The 14511-nt window shown below is 68.3% G+C and carries 13 protein-coding genes; 8 read left to right on the top strand and 5 right to left on the bottom strand.

Features of this window, described 5'->3' with window-relative positions:
- Window positions 1-34: 34 nt before the first annotated feature.
- Both PJ250_RS06860 and PJ250_RS06855 read right to left on the bottom strand, forming a co-directional pair.
- Window positions 35-1237, bottom strand: a complete 1203-nt coding sequence (locus PJ250_RS06860; RefSeq protein WP_271648561.1) for an MFS transporter — start codon at window positions 1235-1237, stop codon at window positions 35-37.
- Window positions 1238-1422: 185 nt separating this feature from the next.
- Window positions 1423-2844 carry a hypothetical protein gene (locus tag PJ250_RS06855; protein ID WP_271647839.1) on the bottom strand — a complete coding sequence of 474 codons (1422 nt, stop codon included), beginning with the start codon at window positions 2842-2844 and terminating at the stop codon, window positions 1423-1425.
- Between the two features lie 134 nt (window positions 2845-2978).
- On the opposite strand from PJ250_RS06855, the gene PJ250_RS06850 reads away from it, so the two are divergent.
- The 5 genes from PJ250_RS06850 to PJ250_RS06830 all read left to right on the top strand — a co-directional run bounded on the left by PJ250_RS06850 (window position 2979) and on the right by PJ250_RS06830 (window position 7075).
- On the top strand, window positions 2979-3881 hold the full coding sequence (locus PJ250_RS06850; RefSeq protein ID WP_271647837.1) for a LysR family transcriptional regulator: 903 nt from the start codon (window positions 2979-2981) through the stop codon (window positions 3879-3881).
- Window positions 3882-3939: 58 nt separating this feature from the next.
- Complete coding sequence (locus PJ250_RS06845; protein ID WP_271647836.1) at window positions 3940-4743, top strand: MipA/OmpV family protein; 804 nt, start codon at window positions 3940-3942, stop codon at window positions 4741-4743.
- A gap of 73 nt (window positions 4744-4816) precedes the next feature.
- Entirely contained in the window at window positions 4817-5503 is a 687-nt protein-coding gene (locus PJ250_RS06840; protein ID WP_271647835.1) for a response regulator transcription factor, read from the top strand.
- Complete coding sequence (locus PJ250_RS06835; protein ID WP_271647834.1) at window positions 5490-6845, top strand: ATP-binding protein; 1356 nt, start codon at window positions 5490-5492, stop codon at window positions 6843-6845. Before PJ250_RS06840 ends, PJ250_RS06835 begins: the two co-directional genes overlap by 14 nt.
- Window positions 6842-7075, top strand: coding sequence for a hypothetical protein (locus tag PJ250_RS06830; RefSeq protein WP_271647833.1), 234 nt, complete (start codon window positions 6842-6844; stop codon window positions 7073-7075). Before PJ250_RS06835 ends, PJ250_RS06830 begins: the two co-directional genes overlap by 4 nt.
- 103 nt (window positions 7076-7178) lie before the next feature.
- Here the strand turns inward: PJ250_RS06830 and PJ250_RS06825 are convergent, their stop codons facing one another.
- Window positions 7179-8072 (bottom strand): AraC family transcriptional regulator, encoded by an 894-nt coding sequence (locus PJ250_RS06825; RefSeq protein ID WP_271647832.1) that lies wholly within the window; start codon window positions 8070-8072, stop codon window positions 7179-7181.
- Between the two features lie 331 nt (window positions 8073-8403).
- On the opposite strand from PJ250_RS06825, the gene PJ250_RS06820 reads away from it, so the two are divergent.
- The 3 genes from PJ250_RS06820 to PJ250_RS06810 all read left to right on the top strand — a co-directional run bounded on the left by PJ250_RS06820 (window position 8404) and on the right by PJ250_RS06810 (window position 11832).
- Window positions 8404-9159, top strand: a complete 756-nt coding sequence (locus PJ250_RS06820; RefSeq protein ID WP_271647831.1) for an SDR family NAD(P)-dependent oxidoreductase — start codon at window positions 8404-8406, stop codon at window positions 9157-9159.
- An 80-nt stretch (window positions 9160-9239) separates the two neighbouring features.
- A complete protein-coding gene (locus tag PJ250_RS06815; RefSeq protein WP_271647830.1) occupies window positions 9240-9668 on the top strand; it encodes a tautomerase family protein in 429 nt (142 codons plus the stop codon).
- Between the two features lie 127 nt (window positions 9669-9795).
- Complete coding sequence (locus PJ250_RS06810) at window positions 9796-11832, top strand: alpha/beta hydrolase domain-containing protein (protein ID WP_271647829.1); 2037 nt, start codon at window positions 9796-9798, stop codon at window positions 11830-11832.
- A 24-nt stretch (window positions 11833-11856) separates the two neighbouring features.
- On the opposite strand, the gene acpA is transcribed toward PJ250_RS06810, so the two are convergent.
- Window positions 11857-13548, bottom strand: coding sequence for an acid phosphatase (gene acpA / locus PJ250_RS06805; protein ID WP_271647828.1), 1692 nt, complete (start codon window positions 13546-13548; stop codon window positions 11857-11859).
- A 125-nt stretch (window positions 13549-13673) separates the two neighbouring features.
- Entirely contained in the window at window positions 13674-14219 is a 546-nt protein-coding gene (locus PJ250_RS06800; RefSeq protein WP_271647827.1) for a hypothetical protein, read from the bottom strand.
- Window positions 14220-14511 lie beyond the last annotated feature (292 nt).

Here is a 14511-nt window from a genome sequence, read left to right as displayed (position 1 = left end):
CGCCTGCCGGCCGCCGCGTGCGGCCGGCAGGCCCTCACTCCCCGCGCGGAGGATGCGGGGCGAAGCGACCGTAGGGCCTGGAATCGTCCGCGCCCCGGCGCAGCACCTGCGCGGCGACCAGCGCCAGCGCCTGCAGCACCAGGCAGAAGGCCACCAGCGCGCCCCAGCCGCCGTGTTCCCAGAACCAGCCGCTGACCGAGCCGACCACGCTGGACCCTACGTAGTAGGCCAGCAGGTACAGCGATGCGGCGTGGCTCTTGCTGGCCTGGCCCAGCCGGCCGACCCAGGCACTGGCGGCCGAGTGGGCGATGAAGAAGCCGATGGTCAGCAGCACCACGCCGACGATGACCACCGGCAAGGTGTGCGAGAGCGTCAGCAGCACCCCGCCGATGGCCGAGACCGTCCCGGCCAGCACCACCGGCCCGCGCCCGAAGCGGTCCGAGGCCGCCCCGGCGATCGAGGAGGACACGATGCCGAACACATAGGCCGAGAAGATCAGGCCGATCTGGCTCTGGCTCAGGCCGAATTCCGGGCCCCCCAGGCGAAAGCCGGCGTAGTTGTAGACGCTGACGAAGGTGCCCATCAGCAGGAACGGGATGGCGAACAGCCACGGCAGGTGGGGATGGCGCAGGTGCCCGGCCCAGGCCTGCAGGTGGTAGCGCAGGTTGACCCCGGCCTTGCGCACGAAGTGCCGCGACGGCGGCAGCAGCAGGACGAAGCCGATCGCGCACAGCAGGTCCAGGCCGCTGATCACCGCCAGCGCGGTGCGCCAGTCGAAGTGATCGGTCAAAAAACTCATCCCGATCCGGCCCATCATCCCGCCGAAGGCGTTGCCGCCCACGTACAGCCCGGTGGCCGCGCCCAGCTTGTGCGCGGGCAGTTCCTCGGCCAGGTAGACCATCGCCACGGCCGGCACCCCGCCCAGGGCCACGCCGGACAGCGCGCGCACCAGCACCAGCGACCCCCAGTGCGGGATGAAGGCCGCCACCGCGTTGAGCACGGCGGCCAGCGCGATGGAGGCGAACATCAGGCCGCGCCGGCCCAGGTTTTCCGACACCGCCCCCGCGCAGAAGATCGCGATGGCCAGCCCCCCGGTGGCCAGCGACAGCGGCAGCGAACTGGCCGCGGCGCTGACGTGGAAGTCGCGGGCGAACTCGGGCAACAGCGGCTGCACGCAGTACAGCAGCGAGAACGTCGCAAACCCGGCCAGGAACAGCGCCAGGCGGATGCGGCCCATCGGCAGGGCGGCGGTGTCGTCGGGCGCCACCGAGGCGGGAGCGGGAGAGGAAGTGGGAGCCGAAGGGCCGGGCATGACGTGGGGCTTCCACGGAGGGGCGGGCAGTATCTGCCCCGGCCAGACCCCCGGTCCAATAGATGGATCAGGCGGACGCCATACTCAAAAAATATGGCGTCCGCCGACGCTCACCCGCCGCGCGCGGGCGAACGGGTCTCCAGGGCCGCCGGGTGGTAGTCCGGCAGGAAGGTGCACTCGGAGGGCGGATCGTAGGGCGCGCCGGCCTGGCAGCGCTGGGCCACCGACTGCGGGTTGGGCTTGTGCCCGTGCTCCACCCAGTCCAGCAATGCGCCCATCGCCGCCAGGTAATCGGCGTCGGTGAGGTAGCTGTGCTCGTGGTCGCTGGTGAACACCTGCACCAGGTGCTCGCTGCGCCCGGCCTTGGCGACGATGTCGTGGTAGGTGTGCTCCATCTCCACGAAGGCCGTCGGGTCGTTGGCTGCGTGCATGGTCAGCTCGGGCAGGGTGATCTTGCCGGTGGGGTCGGTATCGGCGCGCAGTTTGGCCACGGCCTGCGGATCGGGCCGGTAGCGGGCCACCTCGGCATTGAGCTTGGCGTCGTCGGGCGAGCCGGTGTAGCGCACGCCGATGTTGCCGAACGGGTTCTTGCCATCGGTGCGGTGCTGGACGATGTCCTGGAAATGCCAGGTCGCCCAGTTGAGATGCGAGACCACCTTGTCCTCCTGGATGCCGATGACCCGGGTCAGCGTGTCCAGGCGCTGCTGCTGGGCGGCGGTGCGCTCGGCGCGCGGATGGTCCACGCCCAGGCACTGGTCCACGCGCTTGGCCAACTCCTCCTTGGTCAGGGTCGAGTCCGGCGGCAGGCCCATCCACAGCGGATACTGCGGCTCGCTGGGCAGTGGATGGTTGTGGCACAGCGCCTGGTAGACCACGCGCAGGTCGATGCGGAAGTCGTAGGCGCGCGTGCCGCCAGCCAACACGCCACTGGTCAGCAATACGCCGTCGTAGGCAGGCTTGCCCCCGTCGCGTTCGGTGCCGTACAGCTCTGCGGCGATCGCGCCCACGTTCCCGCCCCAGGACTGGCCGTGCAGGATGGTCAGACGCGGTTTGCCGACATCGCGCAGGAAGATCCTGCGCAGTCGCTCGGTGTCCTGCGCGGCGGCGTGCACTTCCACGCCCCCCTGGTGATAGCTGGACATCGCCACCGCATAGCCGTTGCGCGGCCACACCGCCCAGCGCTTCAGGTCGGCCTGCGCGCGTGCCAGTTTGGGATCGCCCAGGGTCGGGCCACCATGGGCATGCATGACCAGCACGCCGTTCCAGTCGCGGGGCTTGGCGATCATGTAGTACGCCCCGGCGCTGTCCTGGCCGGACAGGCAGGTCACCGTGTCGGGCAGGTCGGACGGGCAGGGCGCCGGCTTGGGCGCGGCTTCGCCGGAGACATCCACCAGCCCGGGCGCGTCGCCCGGCTTGGTGGTGGCAGCGTTCGCGGTCAAGCCGGCCAATGCGCCGCACAGGGCCAGGGCCAGCTTGCCGGCACGGATGCGGCCACGGCCGCGCGGTTCGATTCCAAGGTCTTGCTGCATCATGCGTCCCTCCCAGGTCACCAATGGCAGCCTCGTAAGGTACGCATGCCGGCCGTGGACGCCTTTAGCGACTTCGGGCTATTGCGCCATTGCCCGGGCAGGCCTAGGGCCCGCGCCGCACAACCGGAACCCCCACATTGGAACTGCGACACCTGCGCTACTTCCTGGCCGTGGCCGAGGAAGCCAACTTCACCCGCGCCGCCGCCCGCGTGGGCATTGGCCAACCGCCGCTGAGCCAGCAGATCCAGGCGCTGGAGAAGGAGCTGGGCACGGCCCTGTTCGTGCGCACCCCGCAGGGCGCGCGCCTGACCGACGCCGGCCAGGCCTTCCTGGTCGAGGTGCGCCGGGTGCTGGTCGACGTGGACCGCGCGGCCGAATCGGCACGTCGCGCCGCCCGTGGCGAAAGTGGCCGCCTGCGCCTTGGGTTCACCGCCTCGGCGGCGTTCAATCCGATCGTGCCGGCGCTGATCCGTGACTACCGCCGCGCCCGCCCGGCGGTCGAGCTGGCCCTGGAGGAAACCAATACCGCCGGCCTGCTCGAGGCCCTTGCCAGCGGCCGCCTGGAAGCGGCCTTCATCCGCTACAGCGTCTCCACCCCGTCCGAGCTGGAGCTGGTGAAGTTCCCGGACGAGCCGATGAAGATCGCCGTGCCGGCCGCGCATCCGCTGGCGACCCGGACCCGTGCGCCGCTGTCGGCGCTGGTCGGCGAACCCTTCATCCTGTTTCCGCGCAGCTTTGGCAACAGCCTGTACGACGAAATCCTCAGCGCCTGTCGCCAGGCCGGCTTCAGCCTGGCCATCACCCAGGAAGCGCCGCAGATGTCCTCCATCGTCAACCTGGTCTCGGCCGAACTGGGCGTGTCGGTGGTGCCCGAGTCCACCGCTCAGGTGCAGCTGCCGGGCGTGCGCTATCTGGAGATCGAAGGCCAGGTCCCGATGGCGCGTCTGGCGCTGGCGTCCATGCCCGGGCAGGCGCAGGCCTCGCCCGCGCTGCAGCACCTGCTCGCCCTGGCTCAGGGGCAAACGGCACGGACGCCGTAAGGCGCCGGTAAGAGGGGGGCGACAAGACTGCGGGCCCTCCACCAAACCGACCTCCGCCATGTCCAGACGCTATGCCGTCCTGCTTCCGTTGCTGCTGCCCTGTACCGCCCTGGCCCAGATCGCCTCCAACAGCGCGGAACTGGTTTCCAAGTCGTCCGACACGCATTGGACCCTGGGCCTGGGGGTGTCGATCAGCGACAGCCCCTACGCGGGCGAAGGCAACCGCACCCAGCCCTTTCCCGTGGTGAGCTACAGCGGCGAGCGCCTGTTCTGGAGCGGCCTTTACGGAGGCGTGCACCTGCTGCGCCGCGAGGGCTTCGACCTGGATGCGATCGTGGCCGGCCGCTTCGATGGGTTCGATATCAGCGACCTGGGCCGCAGCGAACTGGCCGCCAACGGCGTGGACGCCCGCGTGCTGGACGATCGCGACAACGGGCTGGACGCCGGACTGGCCGCGACATGGCGCGGCCCGGCCGGCGAGTTCAAATTGCGCGCGCTGGCCGATGTCACCGATACCAGCGGCGGCTACGAGTTGGCGGTCGACTACGGCTATGCCTGGCGATGGGGCCGCACCACGGTGGTCCCGGGGGTCGGGGTGCGCTGGATGTCCGGCGACCTGGTGGACTACTACTACGGCACCCTGGACCAGGAGATCGCCCGCGGCGCACCGCGTTATCAACCCGGCTCGGCGGTGGTGCCCGAGGTCAGCGTGGGCATGGCCCGGCCGCTGAGCCCGAAGTGGAAGCTGTTCGGCAGGATCGATTACAAGTTCCTGCCCAGCGAGATCACCGACAGCCCGTTGATCGAACCGGACACCGATGGCTCGGCCGGCCTGATGATCGGCATCAGCCGAACCTTTTGAGCCTCGCGGCGCTGTTTAGCCCACGTCCGCGTCCTACCCTGACTTCCATCCCGAGCCACACGGTCCCGACCCGATGAACCGCATCGCCCTGCTGGAAGACCATCCGCGCCTGGCCGGCCTGGTCGAGCGTGGGCTGGGGGCGGCCGGGATCGCGGTGGATACCTTTCCGAGCATGGAATCGGCCTGGCACCCGCTGGTCGAGCGGGCCTATGCCGCGGCGGTCGTGGATCGCGGCCTGCCCGACGGCGATGGACTGGCGCTGGTGCGTCGCCTGCGTGCGGCAGGCAACCGCGTCCCGTGCCTGATGTTGACCGCGCGCGATGCCCTGCGCGATCGCGTGGATGGGCTGGAGGCCGGCGCCGACGACTACCTGCCCAAGCCCTTCGCCCTGGAGGAACTGGTGGCGCGGGTGCGCGCGCTGATGCGGCGCCCGCCGGTGCTGCGTGATCTCCAGCTGGACTACCTGGATCTGTGCGTGAAGCCCGAGCTGGGCTGCATGAGCTGCGGCAGCCAGACCATCACCCTGGCCCCGGCCGAGCTCCAGATCGTGATCTGCCTGGTCCACGCCGGCGGCCAGACCGTCCGGCGCGGCGCACTGGAAGCGGCCGCCTGGGGCCTCGGCGAAGCGGTCACACCCAATGCGCTGGATGTCGCCCTGCACCGATTGCGCAGGAAGCTGGTCGCCATCGGCACCGGCCTGGACCTGATCAACCTGCGCGGCCAGGGCTTCGCCCTGCGCGGTGTCGATGCGCCGCACTAGCCTGCGCCAACGGCTGATGCTGGCGGCGCTGGTCGCGTCCCTGTCCGCGCTGGCGGTTGGCGCCGCGCTGATCGCCATCCGGGTCTGGCCGCATGCGCGCGAGAAGACGCTGCGTGAGGAGTTGATCGGTGAGCTGGATGACTTGGAGCGGAGCCTGCGTGTCGCGCATGGCCGGGTAGCGCTGGTTCTCGCCCAGAGTGACGCCGATCTCTACGACGCCATGCCGGTGGACTCGGCCTACACGGTGACCGACGTGTCCGGCCGCGAGCTGGCCCGCAGTGTCCAAGGCCCAGCCCTGCAGGCGCTGCGCCACATGGCGGCCGATACCCGGGAACTGACCGTGCGCAGTCAGACCCGCGCGGTGCACCTGCAGGTGGCCCAGCGCGAGGTGGTCCGGGAAGGCAGGCGCTACGTGATCCGTGCGGCACGCAGCGACCGCCTGGTGCTGACGCTCAAGGAATACACCGGGAAGCGCTACCTTCGGGCCGTGGTGTTCACCGCGTTTCTGACCCTGCTGCTCTTCCTGGTGGTGGCGTTCGCGATGATCAACCGGATGCTGCGCCCCTTGCGGCGCGCCTCGGAGAGCGCGGCGCGGATCGGCCCACGCAACCTGTCCGCGCGACTGCAGACCGATGGCCTGCCCACCGAGCTGATTCCGCTGATCGATGCCTTCAACGCCGCGCTGGCCCGGCTGGAAAACGGCTACCGGGTGCAGCAGGACTTCTTGGCCTGCGCCGCGCACGAGCTCAAGACGCCGCTGGCCCTGCTCCAGGCCGAGATCGAGCTGGGAGGTGTGTCCAATCCGGAACTGCTGCTGCGCGACACCGGGTTGATGGCGCGCCAGGTGCATCAGCTGCTGCAGTTGGCCGAAGTCAGCGAAGGGCACAACTACACGCTGGCGCCGCTCTCGCTCCATGCCGCCGCCGCCGACGTGGCGGAGTATCTGACCCGCCTGGCGGACCAGCGCGCGGTCTACATCGCCCTGCGCCAGCAAGGACCGGATCCGACGCTGCAGGCCGATGCCGGGGCGGTCTTCGTGCTGCTCAAGAACCTGCTGGAAAACGCCTTGCACCATGCGCCCCCGGCGACGGTGGTGACGCTGAGTGTCGGCGCTGGTGAAATCAGCGTGCAGGACCAGGGCGATGGGGTGCGTCCCCAGGATCGCCCGCACTTGTTCCAGCGCTTCTGGCGCGGCGCCGATGCCCATGCCGGCGGGGCGGGCCTTGGCCTGGCGATCTGCAAGGAGATCTGCGAGGCGCACGGCTGGTGCATCGCGCTGGATCCGGACGCATCGGGTGCGCGCTTCGTGGTGCGCATCCCCATGCCGGAGCCCGTCACGTGATCCATCCGATCGCGCAAGCGCGGCACGCGCGCCTGTACGAGCGGATTGTGTCGCTGGCGCGGATGCTGGGCTGTGATCCGGCCATGGTCCTGGACTGGTACCACCATGATCCGATCCAGGGGCTGGACGGCATGACCGCCGCGCAGCTGGTGCAGCAGGGCCAGGGCGAGCGCATCGTCGCCTTCCTGCGGGCGATCATGGTCCATGAGCAAGCCGAGTCGCGTCGGTGATCCAGGCTCCCTGGGCTGTGCGGTCGTCACGCAGGCCAGGCGCATCACCGCATCAGGCAACCGTTCGGTCGGCGGCCGGCGCGCGCTGGAGCACTCGCGCGCCTCAGGCCGCTGGCTGTAACCGGCTGCGTGCCTGGCGCATGTCGCGCGCAGGCGGCAGCCCGAACATCCGGCCGTATTCGCGCGTGAACTGCTGGATGCTCTCGTAGCCGACCGCGTTGGCGGCCTGGGCGATCATCGCGCCTTCGGCCAGCATCAGCCGCCGGGCCTCGATCAGGCGCACCTGCTTCTGAAACTGCAGTGGCGTGAGCGTGGTGACGGCGCGGAAGTGCGCATGGAAGGACGACGGGCTCATGTCCGCGACCTGGGCCAGGTGCTCGATCCTGAGCGGGCGTGCGTAGTCCGCGCGGATGATGTTCACCGCGCGGGCCACACGCCGCGCGTGGCTATCGGCCAGGCCCAACATACGGATCGCCTGCCCGTGGCGGCCCACCAGCAGCCAGTAGTGCAGCTCGCGCAGCAGGGCGGCCTGCAGTAGCGCCAGAGAGGCCGGACGGTCCAGCAGACCGAGCAGGCGCAGCGCGGTCCCGGCGACCTCCTGCTCGGTGGGATCCACGCGCATCGGACCTGGTGCAGGGTGTGACGGCCCGTCCATCTCCACCACCAGCCCTTCGATGATCGCCGGGTCGAGGTCGATCACCAGGGAGACATAGGGCTGCAGCAGGTCGGCGCGGGTGACCTGGCTCGCGTTGGGCACGTCGGCGGCGATCAGCAGCGACTGGCCGGCGCCGAACTCCAGGGTCTGGCATCCCAAGCTGACCCGCTTTTCGCCCTGCAGGATCAGGGCCACCAGTGGCTTGGAGATCGCGTACTGCAACGCGGTGGGCCGGGTCTGGCGGATGATCGTCAGTCCCGGGATTGGCGTCGGCGCGACGCCGTCGGGATCGGTGAAAGCCTCGGCGTGGCGTCGGGCCAGATCGAGCAGGGACGGGGACATCCGGCAAGCTTAGGGCGCGGCAGGCGGTCCAGCAATGCTCGGCTGGAGCATCGAGCAATCTGTGCGTTGCAGCGACTCGCGGCGCGTGGCCGCACCATGACGGCGCGGAATCAGCGCCCGTGGATTCCCATCCTGGCTACGCAGAGGTGCGTGGACGCAACAGGGCATGGATGCCGATAGGGCCGGGCGGAAGCACGGCAGGCGTGGCGGACCGGGCGCTGGCTGTTCCAGGTTTGCACGAATAGGCAAACATCGCCCGGAATCCTGCAAAACGGCACGTGGCCTGGGTTCGACAGTGTGCGTCCCAACACCACCACATCGGGAAACGCCCATGAACACCATCTCGCTCGTCACCGGCGCCAGCCGCGGCCTGGGCCGCAACACCGCCTTGAGCATCGCCCGCCACGGCGGCGACATCATCCTCACCTACCGCAGCGGCGCCGAGCAGGCCCAGGCCGTGGTCCAGGAAATCCAGGGCCTGGGGCGCAAGGCCGTGGCGCTGCCGCTGGATGTCACCGAGGTCGGGTCACTGCCAACGTTCGCCGACACGGTGCGCCATACCCTCACCACCCACTGGGGCCGGTCCTCGCTGGACCATCTGATCAACAACGCGGGCCACGGCGAAATGGCCGGTGTGGCCGAGACCACAGAGGCGCAGTTCGACGGTCTGTTCGATACCCACGTCAAGGGCGTGTTCTTCCTGACCCAGGCGCTGCTGCCGGTCCTGGCCGACGGCGGACGCATCGTGAATTTCTCCTCGGGGCTGACCCGGGTCTCCTTCCCGGGCTTTTCTGCCTATGCCGCGGCCAAGGGCGCGGTCGAAATCCTGACCCTCTATCTGGCCAGGGAGCTTGGCGGGCGCGGGATCACCGTCAATACCGTGGCACCCGGCGCGATCGAAACCGACTTCCTCGGTGGCGCGGTGCGCGACATGCCCGACCTCAATGCACAGTTCGCCGGCATGACCGCGCTGGGGCGGGTCGGTGTGCCAGACGATATCGGCCCCATGATCGCCAGCCTGCTTGGGCCGGAACACCGCTGGGTCACCGGCCAGCGGATCGAGGTCTCCGGCGGCCAGGTCATCTGACGCCATCGGCACTTTTTTGCGTCTCCGGATCCCCCGCTCAATGCGGGGGTCCGGCGTCAACCCCGACCAGAAGGCCGCAGATGCCCAAGCTCATCATCCATAGTCCAGCGGGCACCTTCGATGCCCAGGCCAAGCAGCAGGTCGCGGCCGAATTGACCGTCTTCTGTCTGCAGTGCGAGGCGCTGCCTGCCTCGCCATTCGTCAAAAGCACGGTCTGGACGTATTTCAATGACTATCCTGTCTCGGCGGTTTTCATGGGCGAGGCGCAGGCCACGGCTCACGTGGTCTCGGCGCAGATCTACACCATACAGGGGGGACTGGACGCCGCCGCCAAGCACCAGATGATCCAGGGGGTCACCGAGATTTTCGGTCGGTATACCCGTATCGGTGCGCGTGTCCCGGTCTATCTGGTGATCCACGAGGTGCCCGAAGCCAATTGGGGCATTTTTGGCCAGCATGCCGACCTGGCGGCGTTACGCGCTTCCGCGGCCGACGCTCCGGCGCTTTAGGCCCAGTCCAGCCCACCTTGGTGCTAAAGCGCGCGCACTCGACCTGCGCGCCTGCGGCAGGCAAGGTGTGCGGCTCTGGCGTGGCTGCGATGGCCCGCCTTTTCGGTTGCATGAAGCGAGGGCTGGCATGGAGATGGCATCGGGCGGCGCGATGGCCCGCCACGGGTGGGGAAAGTGGATCGCATTGACCGTGTTGATGCTGGCGCCACCGGCGCAGGCCCGGGTGACGGGCCTGCACTGGGATGGGCCGCCGCAGCCGGCCTTCGGCAATACCGACTTCCCCGGCGTGGGCCGCTACCAGCTGCTGACCGGGCAGGTCGAAGGCGCGCTGGACCCACGTTCGCCACTCAACCGCGGCATCGTCAACCTGGACAAGGTGGCCACCGACGCGCAGGGCCTGGTCCATTACCGCGCCGACGTCATGCTCGTGCGCCCGGTCGACCTGGCGCGTGGCAACGGCACGCTGCTCTACGACGTGCCCAACCGCGGCGGCCAACTGCTGCTCACCCGGCAGGTCAATGGCCGCGGCTCGGGCGACCCGGCGCTCGCTTCGTCCATCGGCACCGGCTATCTGATGCGCCAGGGCTACACGATGGTATGGAGCGGCTGGCAGGACGGCGTGCCCTCCGGGGCCATCGGCCATGACGATGGCAGCGTCTCGCACATGCTGGCCGGGCACTTCCCCACCGCCGTGGGCGTCACTGCCGACGTGCGCGAGGAGATCGTCTTCGACACCGCGACCAGCGATGTCTATACGGTGGCCTATCCGGCCGCCGATCTCGATCCAGCACGCACCCACCTGACTGTGCGCGAGCGCGTCGACGACGCGGAGCAGACGCCGAAGGACCTGGGCTTCGAATGGATCGACGCGACCCACTTGCGCATCCATCGGCCCAAGGGCTTCGATGCCGGGGCCATCTACGAGCTGATCTATCCGGCCCGCGACCCGGTGGTCACCGGCATCGGCCTGGCGGCCACGCGCGATGTGGTCGATTTCCTGCGGCGCAGTGCGGCCGATGACGCCGGCACGCCTAACCCACTGCTCGACGCGCACGGGCAGATCGGCGTGCAGCATGCGATCGGCCTGGGCGTGTCGCAGAGCGGGCGCTTCCTGCGCGATGTGCTGGCGCAGGGTTTCAACCACGGCGAAAGCGGGCAGCGGGTGTTCGACGGGGTCATGGCGATCATCGCCGGCTCGCGCAAGTCCATGGCCAACGCGGCCTTCTCCAAGGCGGGCGACTTCTCGCGCCAGCACGAGACCCACCTGGCCCGCGGTGACCAGTTCCCCTTCACCTACGCGACCACCACCGATCCGGTCAGTGGACGAAGCGGCGGGATCATGGCCGCCATGGCCCCGGCCGACCAGCCCCGGCTCTTCCATATCGACTCCGATACCGAGATCTACCAGGCGCGCGCGGCCCTGGTCAGCACCACCGCCGACGGCAAACCCATCGTGCAGCCATCGAACGTGCGCCTGTATTTCACCGGCGGCTCGCAGCACGGGGCCTCGGACCATCCCGCGCACAACCCAGTGGCCCAGCAGCTGACCAACCCGCTGGACAACGGTGACCTGGTCCGCGCGCTGCTGTCGGACCTGCAGGCCTGGGTGGTGGACGACGTGCCGCCGCCTGACAGCCGCTATCCCAGCGTGGCCGATGGCACGCTCGTGCCACCGCTGGACCCGCGCGCGGCGTTTTCCGCCATTCCGGGATTCGCCTATCACGGCGTCACCAACGTCCTGCGGGTGAAGGACGACACCGATCCGGCCGTGCGCACGGTCGGCGCGGCGTATCCGGTCTGGGTGGCCGCCCACGACGCCGACGGGAACAACATCGCCGGCATCCGCCACCCGCTGCTGGCCGAGCCGTTGGGCACCCACACCGGCTGGAACCCGCGCCGCCCAGGCTTTGCCGAAGGCGAGCTGTCCAGCCTGGATGGCAGCTACCTGCCCTTCGCCCGGACCCGGGCCGAGCGCGAACGCACGGGCGATCCGCGCCTCTCGCTGGAGGAGCGCTATGGCACGGTCCAAGCGTGGATCCGGCGCGTCGATGCCGCCTCCCAGGCGCTGGTCCGCCAGCGCCTGCTGTTGCCCGAGGACGCGCAGCGCCTCCACGACGCTGCGAGCGAACGCGGCTACGACATCTTCGACAAGCCTTTGTATTGAACGGCCTGGCGCCCGTCCTTTGGATCAGCCCTGGTTGAAGTCCAGGGCGCCGGTCAGGTCGCCCGGCGGCGGGCCGCCGGCGGCGACCATGGCGTCTTCGCGCAACTTCAGCCCAGGCAGTTTTTCCAACCCGAAACGCCGGGTCAGGAAGCGTGCGATCGAGCCGGTGTCGTAGATCGTGTGGTCCACGTGCCCACGCTTGGCAAACGGCGAGACCACGATGGCCGGGATACGCGTGCCCGGCCCCCAGCGATCGCCCTTGGGTGGGGCCACGTGGTCCCACCAGCCGCCGTTCTCGTCGACGGTGATCACCACCAGCATCCGCTTCCACTGCGGGCTCTTCTGCAGGGCGTGGACCACCGCCGCCAGGTGGCGGTCCCCGGCCTCCACGTCCGAATAGCCGGCGTGCATGTTCAGGTTGCCCTGCGGCTTGTAGTAGCTCACTGCCGGCAGCTTGCCGGCCGCGGCATCGGCCAGGAACTTGTTGGTCGCTGCGGTCTCTCCGGTGCCGCCATCGCGCAGGTGGCGCTTGCGCGCCTCGGAACCGGGTGCGAGTGAGGCGAAATAGTTGAACGGCTGGTGGTGCGCCTGGAAGTTGGGATGGCTTGGGAAGCTGCCGTCATTGCTGTCGCCTCCGCCGTCCAGCGCGGCCTGGAACGCGCCGCCGTACCAGGCCCAGTCCACCCCGCGCGCGTTGAGCATGTCGCCGATGTGTGCGTGGGTCTGCGGCGGACAGGTGTTGGGGCTGCTGGCATCGGCCAGGGCCGGGTTGGCCTGGTCCACGCTGAAGCCCGGCGAGTAGGGCGGACCGATCGTGTTGACCGTGAAGAAGTCCGGGGTCAGCGTGGGGCGCGAGGTGAACTTGGCCACGCCCTGCATCGCACTGGTAGGACTGTTGTCGGCCGGGATCAGGGCCTTGCCATCCGGCTTGCCATCGGCCGTCCTGGCGATGTGCAGGCGCGCCGGGCTCTTGTCCGCATCTGGATAGAACGGCGGCTGTGCGGCGACCAGGTACTGGTGGTTGAGGAACGAGCCGCCGAAGGCGCCCATGAAGAAGTTGTCGCACAGCGTGTACTGCTCGGCCAGGCGCCACAGGCGCATGTTCACAGCCGAATCGGCGTAGTGGCCCATCAGCAGCGCGCCGCTGTCACCCCAGGCGACGAAGCCGTCGTTCTTGCCGCCGTTGATTTGCATCTGGTTGCGATAGAACTCATGGACCAGGTCGCGCGTCACCAGGCCGTGCGGCAACGGCGCGCCCTCGGGCGTCTTCAGTGCGAACGGCGCGTTGGGCAGGCCGACGATCGCCTCCTCGCCGATCTGGTAGCTGCGGTGATTGACCACCTGCGCCTCGGGCACCATGCCGTCCCAGATCGGCGGCAGGGTCTTCAGCGGCGTGCCATCGCGGTCGCGCTGGATGGCGCGCTCGGGCGGAAGATCCGCCAGCGGCTGCTCCAGCCCCGGAAAGTCGGCGAACAGGTTGTTGAAGCTGCGATTTTCCGCGAACAGCACCACCACCGTGTCGATGTGCTCGCGCAGTTGGGCATCGGTGACGGGCGTGCGAGCGCTGCGCTTTGTGCCTCGCGCGGCAGGACCCGCGCTGGCTTCAGCCCCAACCGTCAGCGCCGCACTTGCGGCCGCCAGACCGCCGAGCAGGCGCCGGCGTTGTGGATCCAAAGGACGGTCAAGATTGGACGTGTCGTCGTTGTGCTGGCTCATCAAGTCACACTCATAAAAGCAAGAAGGCGCCCCTCGCGGAGCGCCCCCAGTGTGCCTGCGTCTCATGACCATCGTTAGGTGCGAAGGTCATGCCTTTGAGACACTTTGCGATAGCACCTACATGCTTAGGTTCCGCGCGAGCTTGGTGTCGAACTTGCAGAGGGTGAGGAGGGGCCTTGCGAGGGAGGCGAAGAAAAGCCGGGTTGCGACGGCGACGGCCCGAGACGAGGATCGCCCGGGCTCATGAAGCTGCGAATGCTGGGATCCGTAGCATCGACCAGCGCGTAACGCCCATCATCCAGCTTCCATGCCCAAGCGCCTCTTGGGACGACCTTGCCGTCTACAGGGACGAAACTAACCGCGACTCGGCCATCTTCCAGCGGTGTGCGCTTAAGCGTCATGCGCAGAACCATCTGGGTATTGATTGCGTGATCATCTTTCACACCAGGGCCTGTGATCATCTCCTTGAGATTTTTTCTCAGCAATCTGTTGAGCGACGGTTTCAAAGTCTGCGAGCTCTGAATACGGGTGACATCTCCATGCTTGTCAACCGATACAAGCACTGGCATGACCCCGGGCTCGAAACTCGCTACCGTGAGCTCAGTTGCACTGCTTGCGAAACTTACACTCGCCAACGCTGCGATGCAGCAACTTCCTAGAAAGTGTTTCATTGCAAAACTCCCTATTTGCACGGACATGGGCCGCAGCTAGGACAGTCAACCTGTGCGGTCCCTCGACCTTGCGCCTGGCGATGAACGCTGTCAACCGATGCATCAAGCGGCTAGATTTTCGCTGTACAAAGCAATCCGCCGCGACGTGCTGTTAGTCGAGCTAAAAAGCGAAAGTTGGTTTCACTGGCAATCAAACTTTGTTTGCGCGTAAGCGTCCTCAAGCTTGCACCAAGAGGGGCGTTACTCGCAGTTTCAACTAGGGCGAGTCGCATTTATTTTTGTGAAGAAAGTC

Origin of the sequence: Pseudoxanthomonas sp. JBR18 (assembly GCF_028198165.1) — a bacterium.
Taxonomy (GTDB): domain Bacteria; phylum Pseudomonadota; class Gammaproteobacteria; order Xanthomonadales; family Xanthomonadaceae; genus Pseudoxanthomonas_A.
This window is presented reverse-complemented; position numbering and strand designations above follow the sequence as displayed.